The following is a 17859-nucleotide window of genomic DNA, read 5'->3' on the forward strand; positions in this document are numbered from 1 at the left end:
CTCACACGCCCCGCCGCTTCATCTTAACGCCTCTCCACCATTTTGCCTTGCCAATACCCCTATCTCTCCACCGCACACATCAACACCAACAAACGCAGGGAATACAGTACCTGTCCACGCTTTTACAGATAGACATTTTTCCGTTTTTCAAGATTTACAGAAAGCGGTAGATATGTGTAAATGCGTGACACAAGAATGTTTTAAACAGCTATTTTAAAACTTCATTGCCCTCTTTAAAGAAATCTCACCTATCAACTCTTACTTCTTGAGATCCCTATACCTTGCTTGCACGAACCAACGCATAAAAACACACTCTTTTTCAAACATTCATACAAGCCCATGCCCCTTCCCTCATAGAGCATAATTTTTAGCACTTTCATTTATTGGTAGACAGCAAAACAGTGATTTACAATGATAGAATTATCCTTTTCAACTTGAACCACAACTCCAAATATCGTAAGATTTTTTCATTTCAAATCTCTCCCATGGTAAATCAAGCAAAATCATGTCTTTGTATGTTACAAGCGGGGCTGGCGTGTGGATAAAAACTGGACAAGAAAAGAGTAAAAATACCTCTCATAAACGCTCTCAAATGCCAAAAACTCTCGCAACATTGAGAGAAATGGTATGATGGTGCCGGCTTGCACTTTCATAAGTGTAAAGATGGTGGTGCTCAATGGCTTTATCGTTATACCCTTCATGGGCGCCGTGAAATGAGCTTTTGTACCTTAAGAAAAGTTTCTTTTAAAAAGCCCTTGAATATGCAAACCAATAGCGCCCTGTTTTACATGAGGGTTATGACCTCCATTAAAGAACGAGAGAAACAATAGCGTGAAACAATAAGTAATCTCCATTATAAAAAAACATTGCTCTAGAGACATTTGAAAACCGTAAAGCTGAATGAAAAGATAAGGCAAGGCTGGGAAGTGGTTTTCATCTTTAAAACTTCATATTCTCCGCAAATGAGGCTGTATTCGCGTTTCAGAAATTACACACATAGAGATACGTAATACCCTTACCCTCCTTTGGTATACAACAGCTAAAACTGCTCGAACAGCATTGAAGAGTCTTAATCTTTGTCTCAAAAAAGTGGACTGCATGAAGGTTGGCTGTTGATGAACACACAGAAAAATTGAAAAAGAGGCGAGACACCACGCATAATCCCTATCACCGCATGCGACACATTTTAAAATGGCCCACATTTGGTAAAATGACTTATATTTGATGATATGAAATTGTATTATTTTGCGTCTTTCAAGACATCCAAAGACAAGAGAAATATTTTCCCCTCTCTCGCTCTCTCTAGAAACAACAGGAAAATCTTCGCCTCACACGCAAAAGACAGACTCTATAATAAATCGATTCAAGAAAGTGGAAAAGGGCGTATTGTATTGCCAAATAGAGCAGCAAAGAACATAGATAAAAAAACAGGTCCATTCATGACAAACAGACCCTTACAGAAAATTATAAAAAATAACTTTCTAAATTTTCACCCTAACGCTCTAGAAGCATTACAAGAGCTTGCACGCATCCATGAACATTGAACGAGGGATCAGCTAACATAGAATTTTAAAAGAGACAAGAATAAAAAAGCTTCTCATTTTAAAAACAAAGATTTTAATAGAAAAGTTTTTCATAAGAGATAAGCATTAAATTTTGAGCGTACAAGAACTAAGCGCTCCACACTATTTTTGCAGCAGAAAATGCCTATAAATATACGAAAAAGCTTAAAAATCTGCAGGCAATTTTCAAGTTTTTGCAAAAAAAGAAGTGACAACTAGTGCTGTCACTTTTTTGACCATTAAGATATTTATCCGGAAAATCTATAGAAAAAACATTTTAAGATGAGGAGGGAAACCAACTTGACAACAACTCATATCTGACGGGATCATCGGCACATTGTCCACCTCCGCACTCAAGCACGGTAGAAACCAAGTTTGCTGCGATCAAGAAGACAAATAAGAAACTCGCTACTTTGCTCAATATTGGAAAAGGAGAGAATTCTTTAAATTTGTGTGCTAATTCACCCAAAATCATAACAACGGAAACCGCGAGAATGCAAAGGACAGCAATAATGAAAGCCCAAGTATAAAAGTGCAATCCAAAGAATGTTGAACCATATCCAAGATCATCTGGAGTGATGTGCAAAAACACTTGTCTTGCAGCGATGATACTGGTTACCATACAACCAAGAATAACCATACCATAATGTGTATTTTTCACTTTATGGTGAATATTGAGTAAAAATCCACACCCAGCCAGCATCAAACCAACGCGCTGGAGCAGACAAAGGGGACAAGGTAATTCAGATCTTACCAACTGATAATAAAAAGCCACCAATAGGACAATAGATAATCCGATAAGTCCTAAGGTATTCATCAATGTAACAAAATGAGGATTTTTTTGTTCAACATGTTCCATGGCTACTCTCTCAAAAAGACAAATTTAAAGTAGAAGTTGCGTGATGATTAAAAGTGAGAAGAATGACAACTAACAAAACTGCCCACAAAGCATAACTTATGTTTTTTTTGCCGTATAAAGTTGTTACTGCTGTACCTAAAGCAATTAAAAATGGAAGAAACATAGCGTAAAGTCTCCTTTCTTATTATGATGTGTAAAATATTATAAAATTGGGCAAAAAAGAGACCATAGGTTCATTATTCACAATTGATCATTCATTTTTATTGTCTTTGAACGATAAGAGAAGAGATAATGGAGAATATAGGACAGTAAAAGTGAATATCAACACAAAGCGTTTCATTCCGCATATCTCTTTCTCAAGAAAGATAAAGAGCACATTCCCCTGATGATGAGAGACTCATTTGAAATGCAAAAGTATCAGTCTTATTTGCTCAATATCGGGATTTTGAGTTCTCTTTTTTCAAAACAAAACACTCTTCCTTTTGTCTTACTTTTGCCACAAAAATCTCTTTTTTATGATAAAAAATGGTTCAAATTACTACATTCGTTGCGCATTCTGACTAAATTCTCTCTTTAGCAAACAAAAAATGATGCGATGTGATGAAAACCCCACAATTAAATGTTCTCCCTCTCTCTACCACCCCTCTTCTAGCCCTCTCTCTGCCATCCTCTCTCTGCCATTCCTCTTCTAGTCCCCTCTTCACCAACCCTGTTCTATCAACCATTAGCGACCAACTCTCGTGGTAGTTTTTGACAAGTCTTGTTCTCAAACTCTGCTTCTAGAGCAATAAACCGCACACCAAAATAAAAAGGCTTTTCTCTCATCTATAAGATCACTTACCAACGCAAATCTCACGCTCAGCAGATCTTATTGTGAAAGCAGAAACAGCTCCCCTCTTCACCAACCCTGTTCTATCAACCATTAGCGACCAACTCTCGTGGTAGTTTTTGACAAGTCTTGTTCTCAAACTCTGCTTCTAGAGCAATAAACCGCAAGCCAAAATAAAAAGGCTTTTCTCTCATCTATAAGATCACTTACCAACGCAAATCTCACGCTCAGCAGATCTTATTGTGAAAGCAGAACAGGAGATTTCTCCTTTAATGCCAAGGTTTAAACATCACGCCACAAAAGGAAGGCTCAATTGCAGGAACCATCCCATTATATTCTGAAAAATAAATGAACTTATCCCAAAGGAACACATTTGCTCAAGTCAGACAAATTCTATTGCATTTTTAGTGAAACACTTGAGTGTCTCTCCCATACACTCAACGGATTTCAACACCTTTGTTATCTTATCAAGGAATAAGCCGGCACCATCATACTCTTTGCCCACTGCTCCTATAGCTCAATCCTTGATACAACGGTTCATAACAGGCATTTTTGCCCCCCTTCTATCGTTTTTCTCCCCACGCCAATCCCACTGTTAACATGCAAGAACATGATTTTGCTTGCTCACCATAGGAGAAGATTTGACATGAAAGAATCTTACCATATTGCAAGACTCTTAAACTTTAAGAGAGAAAAGTTCCCATGACGTGTTACTTTTAGAAACAAAGCAACCGTTGTACAATTTAGCAAATGAAGACCATTTTATGTAAAATCATTAAAAAGCAATGAGGGGAGAGCTTTGTTGCAAATATCAAGAACGAACCGTCTGAGAAAAGAGAAATGACATAGAGATAACAAAGAGATCAATGATCGTCATCTCCTATCGTGTAAAGGTGTATCTCTTTATTTTTCTTAATTTTTATCACTCCCACCATTCCAGTGGAAATAATGAGTGCAGACATCACTAAAAAAGAGCTCAACAATCCCACGAGGGCAAAAAGTCCAGCAATAAAGCCAGACAGGGCTTCAGCAGAATTTGCTAAAGTTGAAAACGTTCCAAAACTCTTACCAAAATCTTCACGACGAGAGTATAATTGAATAGCTGAGACTAAACTAATATCCACAAATGCACCAATAAATCCTAACACAAATGCGAAGAGGAGCAGGAATTTTAAAGAAAGGAGAGCAGCGAAGGGCATAAAAAACAGAATACCCCCATAGAGAAGCCAAAAGACCATAAGCTTCAACGAAGTAATATGGAATATCATTTTACTATAGAACAAACCACCGACAATAGTTCCAACAGCCATGAGAGAAAAAATATAACTCACAAGGCTTTCCTCTCCACCCACAGAAAGCACAAAAGCTGGAATTAAAAATCTTAAAATAGCACCAGTAAAGAGAATAGCAAACGACGAGCCAACAAGCGTAATAAATAAATGTTTATTTTCAGTAGAAATATATTTAAGATAGGAAGCTGTTTCTCGATAAATTTTGAGAAAATTGAATGACTTATTCTCACTTGTATTGAGATTCATCAGATTCAATAACAAGAAAACAGAGATAAAATAGGTAAAAACATCAAAAACGAGGACGGCGGATTTATTGGCAAAAAGAAGCAAGAGCGAACAAACTAAAGGGCCAATGACAGATGCCGTTTCATTGATAATTTGTGCAATACTATTTGCCTTTGTCAGATCCTTGATTGAAAACATTCTGGGAATAGCAGCTTGAAAACTTGGCTGAAAAAGACTTCGTCCGATCGTTGTACATATTGCGGCAAAAATAAGCACAATAATATTTGCAGTCCCTGTTATAGCGGTTATCAAAACGAGTAATGAGGCGAATAATCTCACCAATTCACTGAAGATCATATTTTTCTTCAAAGAGAAATGATCCGCTAACCAACCTCCGATAGGACCAAAAAAGAGGAAAGGGATAAAGCGAAAAAAATACACAAGCCCTGTAAAAAAGAAGTTATCTGTTAATTCTAAGACAAGTAAAACAAAAACAACTTCATAAGCATAATCACCAACTTTAGAAATAAACAGAGAAGAAAAAAGAGCTAAGGGACTCTTTTTTAAAAATAACTTCATATCAACCATCCGGTAGTAAATTTTTCTACAGTTAAAGTGAGACGATCTTTCATACAATTGGTGATATGAACTTCAAAGGAAGGGTATATTCTCATAAATTTCTCAATAATTTAAGAGAAAACTTTTAAAGAAATACGCATCATGATACAAGAATTTAAACCAATATTTTGTTTTAGTAGAAATTTTATCCTTTAGAAGAACAAATATATCAATGAACAAGCTATAATCCGTAGCCTTAAAACGATATTAACTGCAATAGATGTTGTTAAAGATCATAGAATGCTTTTTTCTCATCTTGAGCACTAGGTGACATAGTCTACTCAAGCATTGTGAAGGCGGATTGCCTTATGATGAAGGTCGAAAAGCAATGGCGCCGCATCTACAAATCTAGATAAAGCAGATCTAACATTGCTGAAAATGTCAATCATTCGTATGAGAAAAGACAATCTGAAAGAAATCCAGAAGTTATACAAAAAATGCAAGCCAAGGCTATCGGTATAGATCTCTAATCCAATACATTGGCTATACTGAAGCTTTTTACATTAATTTATTCACACGCTTTTAAAAGTAATTGCTAAATTAAAATCTCTCGTATATATATTTTTCCTGGAGAGAGAGGTCATTAATAATTCCCCCGCCGGGTTTATAACCAATCTCTTTCTCCATTCAATCAAAGAAACTTCATTTCTCATTTTTCTAGTTTTGTTTGTATTGCTTCATGGCAATAATGAGCTCAGTTTAAAGTAGTCTTTGTATAGACTCAATTCGTATTTGAAATGCGCTTGTGGATCACTTAACTTAATTGAAAATACATTCACTATTTTTTGAAAATATTTAATTTACTCTGTTATATGAGAACTTTAGAAATCTTCTTTTTTATCTACTTGCTCTTTAAGCGTATGGTATCAAATAATAAAAAGGCGCAAATAACAAGCGCCCCCAACGCAGGCAGTGTCATTCCTAATGGGTGATGGCATTTATCGTGAAAGCGTAAATCAGCAGGCAATTCACAAGTAATACCCCGCATACGTAAATAGGTTTCTGCTAAAGTATTTTTGACTGGTTGACTTTGTTGCCAAATCTTTTTTGCGCTTTCTGCTTTCTGTTTTACTCGTTTGAGATCAGCAGAAAACTGTTTTGAGAAAGAAAGCGTGTGATCATAAGCTTTATCAACAAAGGCTTGTTTCCCCAGCAAGCCAATTCTTCTAAGCGCTTGTATGATCTCTCTAAAAGAACAACCCGCATAACAAGTGAGTAAGAGACGCCCATCATGTCCATTGACAATGGATAAGCTAGGCAATTGATCATCATGGGCTGGACAACGGGCACTTCCATAATGCCCATGCCAAACCCCACGCAAGGCACGTGTAATGCTTTGAGCTGTTGTATGCAATGCATAAGCATTGCTTATTGCAGCATTTTTAAAATGCATAAAATCCCTTCCTGCTACTTGCATTACAGAACAGATTTTGCTAATTCGGTATTCGCATAAAATGTGAAAAATGCTTTTGTCTGTCCTATAAGGCAAAGGTTTTATGGGGGGTATTGTTGTATTGGTTTTTTCTTCTTGATTACGTCATGAATGTGCAGTTATAACCAACGCAATAAGAAAACAGTAGCTTGGTTATTTGTACTGTCTTATCGCCGACATGCCGCCAAACTATTCAAAAGCTTATACCAAATAGCGTGATACTTCTGGTAAAGATGAGAGTTATTTAATTGTGAGTCATTGAATCCCCTTTACAACCTAAATAATAGAATTACTATTTATTAACCATATTTTAATAGCTCTTAAAAAACTTTTCTAGCACAAAATACATTTTGGAGGCTATAAGTACGACATTTTGATATTCATAATAGATTAAACAAAACTACAAATAGTTTACTTTCCCATAAAAATATGACACCGCTTTAAATAGTCTGTACAACGATAAGCATAGTCTTTTTGATCAAATTTTATCTATTTATCTTACGTTGTATTTCCGAGCGCCATTTATCTGCTTCTACATCAATATTTCTTCAAAGGATACGACATCACCCGCATTAGCAGAATCTATTCCAAGTTGGACTTGTTGATGAAACCGTAAATCAAACTCTATTGTTTCTTTTATAAGATTATACATTCGATTTTTTAAAAGGGAATGACCTTTATTTGTATGAGAGATCTCTACCAACAGCTTTGGCTTGCATCTTTTCATAGAGCTTTTGCATTATCTTTATATTATCCCGCCGTATATCAATAATAGACTTTTCAACCTCTATTAAATGCGCCTTGTCGAGATTTTCCAACCGTGTATAGTGAGATGCCAATGCTTGTCTTGCTTCATCATAAAGCGCAAATCACCTTTCCGATTTTTGATAAACTATAAGCCTCATTGATCACTTTATATTGTGCAGGATTACCAACAAGCACCACATGTTTCTTAATAACATCTATTTCCGTTAGTGCTGTTTTAAGACTACTAATCATAGCCTTACTATTGGCATATCTTAGCAAATCATTTTCTACAAGACTACGTTCCGCACCAAGAAGTGATGATAAATCACCACTTTTCCCAATGTTATGAAGACAACCACACAAATCACTTCGCACACTGTGTAGTTTTTTGGTCATCAATGCTTTTTCAAGACTTTGCACATAGCTATCTTCTTGTGATAAGATCCAATTTCATTCCTCAAATTCTTTAGAAATGATAACCTCCTATGATGACATCTTTATCTAACCATTCGGGACCATATTCTTTATCAGCATTCTTGGTACAAAATCCCATATCACGAATAAATTGTGCCCCACGCCGCTTTTTAAGAAACAAAAGTGTATGTGCTGGAGGTTCAGTCAATGCCAACCATTCCCACGCCGCTTTGTCATCACCAGCACGATCAGCCGCTTCTGATTCAGCAGTATAAATACAGTCTTGATCTAATCCACCTTCTCGTAATTCCTCACGTTCAGCATCAGTCATATAACTTTTTGGTAATTTCTTTTTCATAGGAAATTCTTTTCTGTAATCTGTCTATTGAAATACTAAGCTATATACTAACATGAACTCATAGAAAGTGGATATACCTTAGGTTGCTTACGTTTTAAAGCTTTTGACAAATCATAATTTGTTTGCATAGCTAGCCAAGCACGTGCTGTACCTACACCAGCCATTTCAAGTCTAATAGCTAAATCTGCACTAATCGCAGCTTTTCCATTTAAAACTCTAGAAAATGCTACACGAGACATACCAAGTCGTTCAGCTGCTTCATTAACAGACAAACCAAGTTCTTTAATAACATCTTCATACAGTAATTCACCAGGATGTGGAGGATTTTTCATCATTTTTGAATGTCCCTTACTCGTGATAATCGAGATAATCAACCCTATCTACATCTCTACCTTCAAAGCGGAATATTAGATGACAATTTCCATTGACAGTAATTGACCAGTATCCCTTAAGATTATCCTTTAGAGCCCTTAAAATTATCCTTTAGAGGATGTAATTGAAAGGACGGAAAATTTAAATCATTTGCTGATATAGCGACTTCAAGAATACTGAGAATACGCCTTAGTCTTTGAGCATGATCGGCTCTAATTCCTTTGGAGTACCACTTTTATAGCATGCTTCAAGCCCTTTATGCGTAAATCCCAAAATCATAATTTAAGATAACGTGTAACTTTATAAGCTACAATATTTAATATACCATTTTTATTCATGATCATTTTTTCTGATACTTAAAGTGTATATTTATTGGACATTTTTTTAAGCCATAAGATATCAAATTGATATCTAAATTGACGTTTTTCTTAAAGAGAGAAATTAAGACAAGCTATACCAAGTTGATCGCCCTCCTCCATGACGTATCAAAAGACCTTTTTCAACCAATGATGCAAAAGTTGCTTTAAGTGTATTGGGACTTGCACCAAATTCACGCACCATATCACGGGTTGTTACACGCCCATGATTACGCACATAATCCAGAATATGAAGAGCCAATTCAGACAAAGTCAAAAGAGCATTTTTTTCACTTTCTATTTTCATTTCTAATTGGCGTTTTTGTTTTTGTAGAGCACGTAAAAAAAACAGTATCCAAGGTTCCCAATTAGGTGTCTTCGTATAAATTGTCTTTTGCGTTTGATTCAAAGCTAGGTAGTAACTTTCTTTATTATTCTCAATGACGCTTTCAAGTGATGAATATGGTACATAAACATAGCCTTTTTGTAACAAAAGCAAGGTTGTTAAGATACGGCTTAAGCGTCCATTCCCATCTTGGAAAGGGTGAATAGCTAAGAAAGTGACATTAAAAATAGCAATCATAAGTAAAGGATGAAGATTATTTAATTCATTGGTTTTATTAAACCAATCAATAAGTTCTTGCATTCGGTATGGTGTATCAAATGGTGTTGCTGTTTCAAAAACAATACCAACCATTTTGCCTTCAGAATTGAATGCTGCTACATCATTACGTAATGTCTTATATTCTCCTCTATGACGTTCATCTTTGTCGCTCTCATATAAAAGATCACGGTGCAGCTGTTTAATATGATTTTCTGTAATAGGTATATCTTTCCAAGACTGAAAGATTATTTCCATAACTTTTGCATAACCAATAACTTCTTGTTCATCGCGGCTCTTAAAACTTTTAATTTCTAAGTTTAATAAAAGCTTTTCAATTTCACGGTCTGTTAATTTGTTTCCTTCAATACGCGTAGAAGATCCAATACTTTCAACAGTTGCAATATGGCGCAGAGCATTCAAACGTTCTGGAGCAAGAGTTCCAAAAGCGCGCCACGCACCTTTGAACTCATCAATCTCAGAAATAAGGGATAATAATTCTTGTGTGATTTTGAGTGTATCTATTTTCATACCGGATTATATACCCGATTATACCGGATTATCAATTATTTTTCTATAGATCTTATGGAAATAAGGACTTTTTACGTATCATGTTCAATATATAGAAAACTTATGTTATTCATAAATTAAGCATATGTTTTATGTGAGTGTTTCTTATGTCATGTGTATATTTCATATTGATTATATAGAACACCAACGCGCTTTTTATATTCAGTATTATAAATTTGATATGCCAACGGCATCATTGCAATCATAACTTATTCATTAAGAAAGGAGTTTTGTAGACTTTCCGTTTTGCTTTAATAGATCAATTGCTAACTTATCAAATGAAACAAAGGTATCGCCCCCCAGAAAATTACCCTCATAGGATATAATACCATCAGCAAAATCTCCTCCAGCCTCAAAGATAGCAAGTCCTGCTTCAACAGCTGGTCGATTCATGACTACATTACTGGTTACAAGCAAATCTCTTAACATTTCGGCAATATCTTCTTTTGATAATTTTGCCCCGCGACGAAGTATCCAAACAAGTTCACAAAGACAAGGTAAAGAAATAGCTATGAGTGAAGCTTCTCTTAAAATCTTGCTTGCCGCCTCCCCCTGCTTTTTATCGTCTTGTAACACAGCACGAACGAGAACATTTGTATCTACAGCAATCTTCATTTTTCCCCCGCCCAATGAGAAGCAGCAATTTCGTTCATTTCTTCAATAGTCAGTGATTTTTTTAGTTTTCCAGCAAATCGTCCAATAAAGCTCTCAATAGTGCTTGTAGGTTGCGATGCCTTTATACGAAGTTGACCACTTGGTAACTTATCAACGTCAATCTTCTCACCAGCTTTAACCCCAAGATGCTGTAGTAAATCGCGCTTCAGCGTAATTTGTCCTTTTTCTGTAACAGTTAATGAAGGCATAGAAAAATCCTCTTGTTATAAATATCATGATTGAATATATATAAAAAGTAATGTAAATTTCAATTACTTCTCACAAGAAATACAAATATAAACGCACAGAAAGCAGATATATCTTAGGTTTGTTATATTTTAAAGCTTTTGATAAATTGTCATTTGTTTGCACAACGAGCACCGTAGCTCTAATTCCTTTGATAACACCGGCTTTGTAGAAAGCTTCAAACACTTTATGTTGCTTGTATAGAACACCAACGCATTTTTTAGCTTAAGTATTATAAAATTTGACTGAATGTTTTGGTATTTCTAATTTTTTCAGCACTTCATTCAATTGGGATTTAAACAAAGCATTTTTCTGATTATTTTCGTCTAATTGGGTGCTTTGTTCGGTGTTTTGCATGCGCCAACTATTCAGTTTTTCCTCAAAAGCTTCATTCTGCAAAGCATGCAAAGAACGTTCGAGATATAATTCCCCACGATTTTCTTTGGCAATCATACCACGAAGATATCCTCCAGATGATTTTACGAGGTTTTTACAATGTTTTTCGAAGATGATAGCAATAGCCAGAGCCGCTTTTTGAAGCCCCATAGTTTTTTTAGCCTCTTCGATTGCCTGAGAAGAAATCCCCTTCATTTTGGCTAAAAATTCCATAGAACCAATTAAATCCCTTTCAGATTGCAAACCATTTTCGAGGAACATTGCAGTATTAGGCAGCGCTTCCTTTAAAAATTTTGGTTTAATTTGAAGCGATTTATTCTTTTTTGGAGGTAAAGTGGTTTCAGTTTTGCCTTTCTCTGTTTTTTCATAAGCTATTTTTTCATGACCGTAGGTCATGTCGTTAATTTGAGTGTGTTCAGAAAAATCTGAACACTCCTTTTTGTTACAATTACAAATATGTTTAAGGGTTGTATATTCTATGTGTATTTCGTTTTTTGTGATTTTTGCTTTAAAAATCTCTCTAAAATCCACTGAAAAAGACTTATCGCTTTGTGCAATTTTTCATAAGAAGCTTTAGCCGGACGACCAACAATCTGAACAATTTTTTGCATTCGAGAAAGAAGCACTGATGTAAATGGTGTAGCTTCAATTGATGCAAAAGAGGCTTTAATTTGCCGCACCAACCCTTGAAAACAATGCAAAGCGTCCTTTTGTTTGTTTTGAGCCTCTATGATTTCATCAGTTTTCTGTTTAAGTTCATGGTAGCGAGCAACCAGAATACGTAAATCAATACCGCAAGCTGCTATAATTCCATGATCACGGCTTCGCACTGAATAGCGTTTAAAGTTACCAGAATCCCGCATAACAACAAGCCCGCAATCATAAAGACGTGAAAAGCAATATACTAACGCGTGATTCACTACGGCAAATTTCTTTACCAAGACAGTAATTGCTTTTAAAAACGATAGGAACGCCACCTTTTTCAAATGAAGATGTCGAAGCTGTATTCAATAAAGCCAAGAGAAGTTTAGCTTCTGTCTCTCGTATAAAACCAGCCCTCTCTAATTTTTTAGCCAATCCAATTAATTGTCCCCGACTTACAGAACCCATTTCAGCATTTTCTGCTAATTTTCTAAATTCTATATGATGCGCACTTAACTTTCTTCCGGAGATTTTATTAACCATAACCGTTTTTAACCTCTCTATTAGAGGCAAAAAAATGAAAAAAATATCTCGTTTCTACAAAATTTCTCTTGCAGAATGCATCACGATAAATTAAATTGGGATTACGTTTATTTTTTAATTTAATTTATCGTAAGATAACTTTTCAAAAACCCTTCTGTTAACGCAGTTGGGTTTTTATCTTTTTGCCATTACTTTCCCTTTATTTAAAAGAATCATGCTTCAAAAAAGCTTGTGAACACAAAAGGTATATTAAAAGAAAAAGATTTTCACTATGGTTAAAACTATCTAACCATCTCTAAAGTGTTTGAATTTAAAAACATAAAAAAGTTTTGTGAATTTTTCATCTGGAGTGAAATCACATTACTTTTATTAATTTTTCTTATTGTCATAATAAAAATCTATTAAAAACCGTAAAACATCCCCAAAAGTTAAAAGATCTTCCCCTTCTGGTGTTAATTCCTCAGCAAGAGCACGAAATTTTTCATCAACATCTGGACGAACTGTCATAGTTATACGACTTGTTTTCACACTACGGCGCTTAAATCGACCATCAATACAACTCGATCGAGCTAAAACATGCTCTTTTGCCATCACATCACTCCTTCAGTTTCTATAGCAGATTTATCATTTGATACATCTCCTTTATCTAATTGATACAGAGTACATCCAAATGTTGATTTTCCAACACCACCTTTTGTAGAATAAAATACAATTGTTGGCATTCCTTAAAATCCTTGCTTACTTTCTACATATGCTACATTCATATATGTAACATATAGCTAACATATGGTTAACATGCATTAAACACATGAAATATACGCAAAATTCTTATTTAAGATATGCATAATATATAATTCATATATATCATTTATATAAGCTATATATGAATCACATAACAATCACGCACAATATGTTTATAAAACATACAAAATTCATGCGGAAGATACGGAAAGAGATTTCCTATACAATCTGTATTCTTCGCTCAATTTTTCTTGAAAAACTGTTACTCTATCATCAATTAACTTTGCAAAGAGCAGGTAAAACTCTTACAAGGATAAAGGGAAAGAATCGCCTTAACCACTTGTGAAGGATGTAAAATGAGTCAAAAATCATGTGATGTAGCGATTTTAATGGGCAGCCAATCGGATTGGCAAACCATGTGCCATAGTGCAGATATTTTAACATGCCTTGGTATTTCTCATAGTTCCCATATTGTTTCGGCACATCGAACCCCTGAACGGCTTTATCAATTTGCCAAAGGGGCAAAAGCAGCAGGTTTTAAAGTATTGATTGCCGGTGCGGGAGGAGCAGCCCATCTTCCAGGAATGCTCGCAGCCCTCACCCCTCTTCCTGTTTTTGGCGTTCCTGTACACTCACATTCTTTATCTGGTCAAGATTCCCTTCTTTCCATTGTGCAAATGCCAGCAGGCATACCGGTTGGCACATTAGCCATTGGCAAAGCAGGTGCGATTAATGCGGCACTTTTAGCAGCCGCAGTTCTAGCAATTTACGATGATACCCTCGCACAACGGCTAGAAGATTGGCGCCAAAAACAAACAGAAAGTGTTGCACAAACTCCGGTAACTGAGGTTTGAAATGACCGAACTTTCCCACGCATCCCTCACACTCTCTGCAGCCAACACCTCCGCAGCCAACACAGCCTCCATACCCAACACAGTCTCTACACTCAGCATATCCTCACCCTTTCATATGCCCAACACATCTCTCACAACCAACACCTCCCCAGCCAGCACCTCCGCACCCAACACAGTCTCTACACTCAGCATATCCTCACCCCCTCATATGCCCAACACACCGCTCACAACCAACACCTCCCCAGCCAGCACCCCCGCAGCCAACACAGTCTCTACACTCAGCATATCCTCACCCCTTCATATGCCCAACACACCGCTCACAACCAACACCTCCGCAGCCAACACAGCCTCCATACCCAACACAGTCTCTACACTCAGCATATCCTCACCCCTTCATATGCCCAACACACCGCTCACAACCAACACCTCCGCAGCCAACACAGCCTCCATACCCAACACAGTCTCTACAACCGCCACACTCAACACGCCCACCACAACTGGCACCCCCACCAACACAGCCTGCATGCCTACCGCCCTCAGTGCATTTCCTAGAGATCCATTTGCCATGTTACCTTCTGGAAGCACAATTGGTTTAATAGGCGGTGGCCAGTTGGCGCGCATGCTTGCCATAGCGGCAGCAGAATTAGGATTTCGCACGGTGGTTTTTTGCCCTGAAGCGAATTGTCCAGCGGCGCAAACAGCAAACGAGCATATTGTTGCCTCTTATGATGATAAATCGGCACTAGATCATTTTATTTCTCTGTGTGATGTTGTGACCTATGAGTTTGAGAATCTTTCGCTTTCAACGGTTCAATATGTAGAGCAAGCTAAGAATGTTTATCCCTCCTCCAAAGCATTGGAGATTACGCAAGATCGGCTTTTTGAGAAGCAATTTTTGCGTGATCAAGGCATTAGCACAGCATTGTGGTATACTGTTGATGATTATCCTTCTCTGCTTTCAAGCCTCTCAGCATTAGGTGAGCGTGGTCTTTTGAAGACACGTCGTTTTGGTTATGATGGCAAAAACCAGATCATGCTCGATCATCCCCATGAGCAAGCCCTTGAAGAAGCTTTCACGACTTTTCGAGAACAACCCTTAATTTTAGAAGAAATTGTTCCTTTTTTATCGGAAATTTCAGTACTCTCAGCGCGCTGCAAACAAGGAGAACATATTTTTTATGATTGCCCTGAAAATCAGCACAAAAACGGCATTCTCCATAAATCCTTTGTGCCCTCGCATGTTCCGCTTGAGGTGCAACAGACAGCACAAGAAATCAGTGTGAGAGTGATGGAAGCCTTAAATTATGTTGGCGTTCTTTGCATTGAATTTTTTGTTCTCATAGATGGGCGTCTTTTAGTGAATGAATTGGCCCCTCGTGTTCATAATTCTGGTCATTGGACGCAGAAGGCATGCGTAACGTCGCAATTTGAACAGCATATCCGTGCCATTTGCGGTCTTCCTTTAGGGAGCACGCACCGCCACAGCAATTGCCAAATGATCAACCTTCTTGGCAATAATCTGAGCGAATTCAAATATTTTCTCCAACAAGAGCATACATCGGTCCATTTATATGGCAAAAGTTCCGTTCAACCACTTCGCAAAATGGGACACATCATTCAATTAACGGGACCAGCCACAAAATCTTAACAAAAGACTGCAAAAACCGCTCTCATACTCCCTCTTCATTCTTCCACACATGATTTGATGCCTCATAAATCTGCAAAATCGTAAATCTACAAATCCGTAAATCTTTTCCGCAAAGCCCCCACGCAACAACTCACTCTTACGGATTTATCAACCCTGCACTCTGAGCGCTTACAAAAGCGGCATAATCTATAAATTCTTTACTGTTTTACAGATATATATTTTTACGCTTTTCAACATTTATATAAAACCGTAAAAAGCAGCAATGCACCCCAACACTTCATATTCCCTTATCCCCATCACATCATCTGAGAAGAGCCCTCTCGCAAAACCGCAAACTTCTCCAAACGCACATACGCAGACATAGCAACTCTGTACGAGCATACATCTCCGCCAACGCTCTGCAATCAAAGAGCAAATTTTACCCCACGCAAAAAAGATTGGTTATGTTCTTTATCTTGCTCAGATAGGAGACAAAGGAGAAAATGTTAAGGTTCTCAAGGAATTGGGATCTGTTTTAGAAATTATCGAACGGGATATTCAAAGAACTTATCGCGCTGTTTATACGGTACAATATAAAAAATCTCTTTATGTGTTGCATTGTTTTCAAAAAAAATCGACCCATGGCATTGCAACATCAAAACCAGATATCAACTTGATTAAAGAATGTCTCAAGTTAACAAAAAAATTAGAAGGGAATTAAAATGATCAATGTTTTTCACGGTAGTTCCAATGTTTATGTGGATCTTGGCTTTTCAGATTCCAGAGAGATGCTTATCAAAGCGCAACTTGCTCATAAGATCAGTCAAATTCTTAAAGAAAAAAACTTAACACAAAAGCAAGCTAGTCAACTTTTAAAAATGACACAACCTAAGTTGTCTAAACTTTTAAGTGGAGAGCTTCGAGGGATTAGTGAAATGAAAATGCTTGAGTGTTTGGCAAAATTGGGAAATGATATTAAGATTGTTGTGAGTTCAGAAAAAGTTAAAACGATTGAAGGACAATTTGAAGTTATTTTTTCTTCTTAAATCTCTTTATGATTTTCTTTTTATGCTCTAGTTATACGTGCCAATCTTTTATCAAAAATGGTCAAAAATATCTTGAATCACATACAAAGGTATGGATTAAAAGATGGATTGAAAAAAGTTAGTTAAAATAACATTTTGATTTTTCTTTATTTTTAGGCATAATACCTCTCCCCACTGCGCCCATATGCATAATAACATTTTTCTTAAGCGCAGCCACCAGCTTCCAAAACTTCGCCAACACTTTGGAATAAAAGCCACAACAACACTCTCGGTAAGCACCAAACATGGTAGCAGCTCTGTTCAACTACAACGCAAAATGGGACACATCATTCAATTAACGGAACCAGCCACAAAATCTTAACAAAAGACTGCAAAAACCGCTCTCATACTCCCTCTCATCATCTGAGAAGAGCCCTCTCGCAAAACCGCAAACTTCTCCAAACGCACATACGCAGGCATAGCAACTCTGTACGAGCATACATCTCCGCCAACGCCCTGCAATCAAAGAGCAAATTTCACCCCACGCAAAAACATCCTACGCATACTCCCTCTTCATTCTTCCACACATGATTTGATGCCTCATAAATCTGCAAAATCGTAAATCTACAAATCCGTAAATCTTTTCCGCAAAGCCCCCACGCAACAACTCACTCTTACGGATTTATCAACCCTGCACTCTGAGCGCTTACAAAAGCGGCATAATCTATAAATTCTTTACTGTTTTACAGATATATATTTTTACGCTTTTCAACATTTATATAAAACCGTAAAAAGCAGCAATGCACCCCAACACTTCATATTCCCTTATCCCCATCACATCATCTGAGAAGAGCCCTCTCGCAAAACCGCAAACTTCTCCAAACGCACATACGCAG

Annotated in this window: 22 protein-coding genes and 1 pseudogene; 6 read left to right on the plus strand and 17 right to left on the minus strand. The window is 36.9% G+C overall.

All coding sequences use genetic code 11. The features are described 5' to 3' along the window. Both PVV68_RS07750 and PVV68_RS07755 read left to right on the plus strand, forming a co-directional pair. Window positions 1–217, plus strand: a 217-nt coding sequence (locus tag PVV68_RS07750) for a hypothetical protein (RefSeq protein WP_273721574.1), incomplete at its 5' end; no start/stop codon positions are given. A 424-nt stretch (window positions 218–641) separates the two neighbouring features. After that, complete coding sequence (locus tag PVV68_RS07755) at window positions 642–830, plus strand: hypothetical protein (protein ID WP_273782856.1); 189 nt, start codon at window positions 642–644, stop codon at window positions 828–830. Between the two features lie 1009 nt (window positions 831–1839). Here the strand turns inward: PVV68_RS07755 and PVV68_RS07760 are convergent. The 17 genes and pseudogenes from PVV68_RS07760 to PVV68_RS07840 all read right to left on the minus strand — a co-directional run bounded on the left by PVV68_RS07760 (window position 1840) and on the right by PVV68_RS07840 (window position 13438). After that, complete coding sequence (locus tag PVV68_RS07760; RefSeq protein ID WP_273721570.1) at window positions 1840–2421, minus strand: disulfide bond formation protein B; 582 nt, start codon at window positions 2419–2421, stop codon at window positions 1840–1842. Window positions 2422–2431: 10 nt separating this feature from the next. Further along, window positions 2432–2584, minus strand: coding sequence for a DUF5993 family protein (locus PVV68_RS07765; RefSeq protein ID WP_273721568.1), 153 nt, complete (start codon window positions 2582–2584; stop codon window positions 2432–2434). A gap of 1529 nt (window positions 2585–4113) precedes the next feature. Then, the gene (locus tag PVV68_RS07770) at window positions 4114–5346 is read right to left on the minus strand and encodes an MFS transporter (RefSeq protein ID WP_273721567.1); all 1233 of its coding nucleotides are present in this window, start codon (window positions 5344–5346) and stop codon (window positions 4114–4116) included. A gap of 928 nt (window positions 5347–6274) precedes the next feature. After that, window positions 6275–6778 (minus strand): annotated as a pseudogene (locus PVV68_RS07775) (virulence-associated protein E); the annotation flags it as partial. Window positions 6779–7349: 571 nt separating this feature from the next. Further along, on the minus strand, window positions 7350–7544 hold the full coding sequence (locus PVV68_RS07780; protein ID WP_273757056.1) for a hypothetical protein: 195 nt from the start codon (window positions 7542–7544) through the stop codon (window positions 7350–7352). 128 nt (window positions 7545–7672) lie between these two features. After that, window positions 7673–7984, minus strand: coding sequence for a hypothetical protein (locus tag PVV68_RS07785; RefSeq protein WP_273782857.1), 312 nt, complete (start codon window positions 7982–7984; stop codon window positions 7673–7675). A 46-nt stretch (window positions 7985–8030) separates the two neighbouring features. Beyond that, window positions 8031–8336, minus strand: coding sequence for a hypothetical protein (locus PVV68_RS07790; protein ID WP_273721561.1), 306 nt, complete (start codon window positions 8334–8336; stop codon window positions 8031–8033). A 47-nt stretch (window positions 8337–8383) separates the two neighbouring features. Continuing rightward, window positions 8384–8671 carry a HigA family addiction module antitoxin gene (locus PVV68_RS07795; protein ID WP_273721558.1) on the minus strand — a complete coding sequence of 96 codons (288 nt, stop codon included), beginning with the start codon at window positions 8669–8671 and terminating at the stop codon, window positions 8384–8386. A 13-nt stretch (window positions 8672–8684) separates the two neighbouring features. Then, window positions 8685–8816 (minus strand): type II toxin-antitoxin system RelE/ParE family toxin, encoded by a 132-nt coding sequence (locus tag PVV68_RS07800; protein ID WP_342753051.1) that lies wholly within the window; start codon window positions 8814–8816, stop codon window positions 8685–8687. Between the two features lie 333 nt (window positions 8817–9149). Further along, entirely contained in the window at window positions 9150–10196 is a 1047-nt protein-coding gene (locus tag PVV68_RS07805) for a Fic family protein (RefSeq protein WP_273721556.1), read from the minus strand. Window positions 10197–10451: 255 nt separating this feature from the next. Continuing rightward, complete coding sequence (locus PVV68_RS07810; protein WP_273721554.1) at window positions 10452–10850, minus strand: type II toxin-antitoxin system VapC family toxin; 399 nt, start codon at window positions 10848–10850, stop codon at window positions 10452–10454. Then, the gene (locus PVV68_RS07815) at window positions 10847–11098 is read right to left on the minus strand and encodes an AbrB/MazE/SpoVT family DNA-binding domain-containing protein (RefSeq protein ID WP_273721551.1); all 252 of its coding nucleotides are present in this window, start codon (window positions 11096–11098) and stop codon (window positions 10847–10849) included. Before PVV68_RS07815 ends, PVV68_RS07810 begins: the two co-directional genes overlap by 4 nt. Before the next feature lie 262 nt (window positions 11099–11360). Then, complete coding sequence (gene repC / locus PVV68_RS07820; RefSeq protein WP_273721550.1) at window positions 11361–12062, minus strand: replication initiation protein RepC; 702 nt, start codon at window positions 12060–12062, stop codon at window positions 11361–11363. Further along, a complete protein-coding gene (locus PVV68_RS07825) occupies window positions 12008–12394 on the minus strand; it encodes a helix-turn-helix domain-containing protein (protein WP_273782859.1) in 387 nt (128 codons plus the stop codon). Before PVV68_RS07825 ends, repC begins: the two co-directional genes overlap by 55 nt. Before the next feature lie 16 nt (window positions 12395–12410). After that, the gene (locus tag PVV68_RS07830; RefSeq protein WP_273782861.1) at window positions 12411–12716 is read right to left on the minus strand and encodes a helix-turn-helix domain-containing protein; all 306 of its coding nucleotides are present in this window, start codon (window positions 12714–12716) and stop codon (window positions 12411–12413) included. Window positions 12717–13085: 369 nt separating this feature from the next. Beyond that, window positions 13086–13307, minus strand: coding sequence for a hypothetical protein (locus tag PVV68_RS07835; RefSeq protein ID WP_273721546.1), 222 nt, complete (start codon window positions 13305–13307; stop codon window positions 13086–13088). Further along, window positions 13307–13438 carry a ParA family protein gene (locus PVV68_RS07840; protein ID WP_273721545.1) on the minus strand — a complete coding sequence of 44 codons (132 nt, stop codon included), beginning with the start codon at window positions 13436–13438 and terminating at the stop codon, window positions 13307–13309. Before PVV68_RS07840 ends, PVV68_RS07835 begins: the two co-directional genes overlap by 1 nt. Before the next feature lie 375 nt (window positions 13439–13813). Between PVV68_RS07840 and purE the strand changes: the two genes are divergently transcribed. The 4 genes from purE (at window position 13814) to PVV68_RS07860 (ending at window position 16984) form a co-directional block, all read left to right on the plus strand. Continuing rightward, on the plus strand, window positions 13814–14311 hold the full coding sequence (gene purE, locus PVV68_RS07845; RefSeq protein ID WP_273721543.1) for a 5-(carboxyamino)imidazole ribonucleotide mutase: 498 nt from the start codon (window positions 13814–13816) through the stop codon (window positions 14309–14311). A 565-nt stretch (window positions 14312–14876) separates the two neighbouring features. Further along, window positions 14877–15959, plus strand: a complete 1083-nt coding sequence (locus PVV68_RS07850; RefSeq protein WP_273782862.1) for a 5-(carboxyamino)imidazole ribonucleotide synthase — start codon at window positions 14877–14879, stop codon at window positions 15957–15959. 436 nt (window positions 15960–16395) lie between these two features. Further along, a complete protein-coding gene (locus tag PVV68_RS07855) occupies window positions 16396–16659 on the plus strand; it encodes a type II toxin-antitoxin system RelE/ParE family toxin (RefSeq protein ID WP_273721619.1) in 264 nt (87 codons plus the stop codon). A gap of 1 nt (window position 16660) precedes the next feature. Then, window positions 16661–16984: a helix-turn-helix domain-containing protein gene (locus PVV68_RS07860; protein ID WP_273721597.1), complete on the plus strand. Its 324-nt coding sequence runs from the start codon at window positions 16661–16663 to the stop codon at window positions 16982–16984. Window positions 16985–17859: the final 875 nt, after the last annotated feature.

Origin of the sequence: Bartonella sp. ML69XJBT, from assembly GCF_028618515.1 — a bacterium.
GTDB lineage: Bacteria > Pseudomonadota > Alphaproteobacteria > Rhizobiales > Rhizobiaceae > Bartonella.

Coding starts and splice junctions, on each gene's coding strand:
- PVV68_RS07760 (WP_273721570.1), bottom strand. CDS start 2,421: ATGGAACATGTTGAACAAAAAAATCCTCATTTTGTTACATTGATGAAT.
- PVV68_RS07765 (WP_273721568.1), bottom strand. CDS start 2,584: ATGTTTCTTCCATTTTTAATTGCTTTAGGTACAGCAGTAACAACTTTA.
- PVV68_RS07770 (WP_273721567.1), bottom strand. CDS start 5,346: ATGAAGTTATTTTTAAAAAAGAGTCCCTTAGCTCTTTTTTCTTCTCTG.
- PVV68_RS07780 (WP_273757056.1), bottom strand. CDS start 7,544: ATGAAAAGATGCAAGCCAAAGCTGTTGGTAGAGATCTCTCATACAAAT.
- PVV68_RS07790 (WP_273721561.1), bottom strand. CDS start 8,336: ATGAAAAAGAAATTACCAAAAAGTTATATGACTGATGCTGAACGTGAG.
- PVV68_RS07795 (WP_273721558.1), bottom strand. CDS start 8,671: ATGATGAAAAATCCTCCACATCCTGGTGAATTACTGTATGAAGATGTT.
- PVV68_RS07805 (WP_273721556.1), bottom strand. CDS start 10,196: ATGAAAATAGATACACTCAAAATCACACAAGAATTATTATCCCTTATT.
- PVV68_RS07810 (WP_273721554.1), bottom strand. CDS start 10,850: ATGAAGATTGCTGTAGATACAAATGTTCTCGTTCGTGCTGTGTTACAA.
- PVV68_RS07815 (WP_273721551.1), bottom strand. CDS start 11,098: ATGCCTTCATTAACTGTTACAGAAAAAGGACAAATTACGCTGAAGCGC.
- PVV68_RS07825 (WP_273782859.1), bottom strand. CDS start 12,394: ATGCGGGATTCTGGTAACTTTAAACGCTATTCAGTGCGAAGCCGTGAT.
- PVV68_RS07830 (WP_273782861.1), bottom strand. CDS start 12,716: ATGGTTAATAAAATCTCCGGAAGAAAGTTAAGTGCGCATCATATAGAA.
- PVV68_RS07835 (WP_273721546.1), bottom strand. CDS start 13,307: ATGGCAAAAGAGCATGTTTTAGCTCGATCGAGTTGTATTGATGGTCGA.
- PVV68_RS07840 (WP_273721545.1), bottom strand. CDS start 13,438: ATGCCAACAATTGTATTTTATTCTACAAAAGGTGGTGTTGGAAAATCA.
- purE (WP_273721543.1), top strand. CDS start 13,814: ATGAGTCAAAAATCATGTGATGTAGCGATTTTAATGGGCAGCCAATCG.
- PVV68_RS07850 (WP_273782862.1), top strand. CDS start 14,877: ATGTTACCTTCTGGAAGCACAATTGGTTTAATAGGCGGTGGCCAGTTG.
- PVV68_RS07860 (WP_273721597.1), top strand. CDS start 16,661: ATGATCAATGTTTTTCACGGTAGTTCCAATGTTTATGTGGATCTTGGC.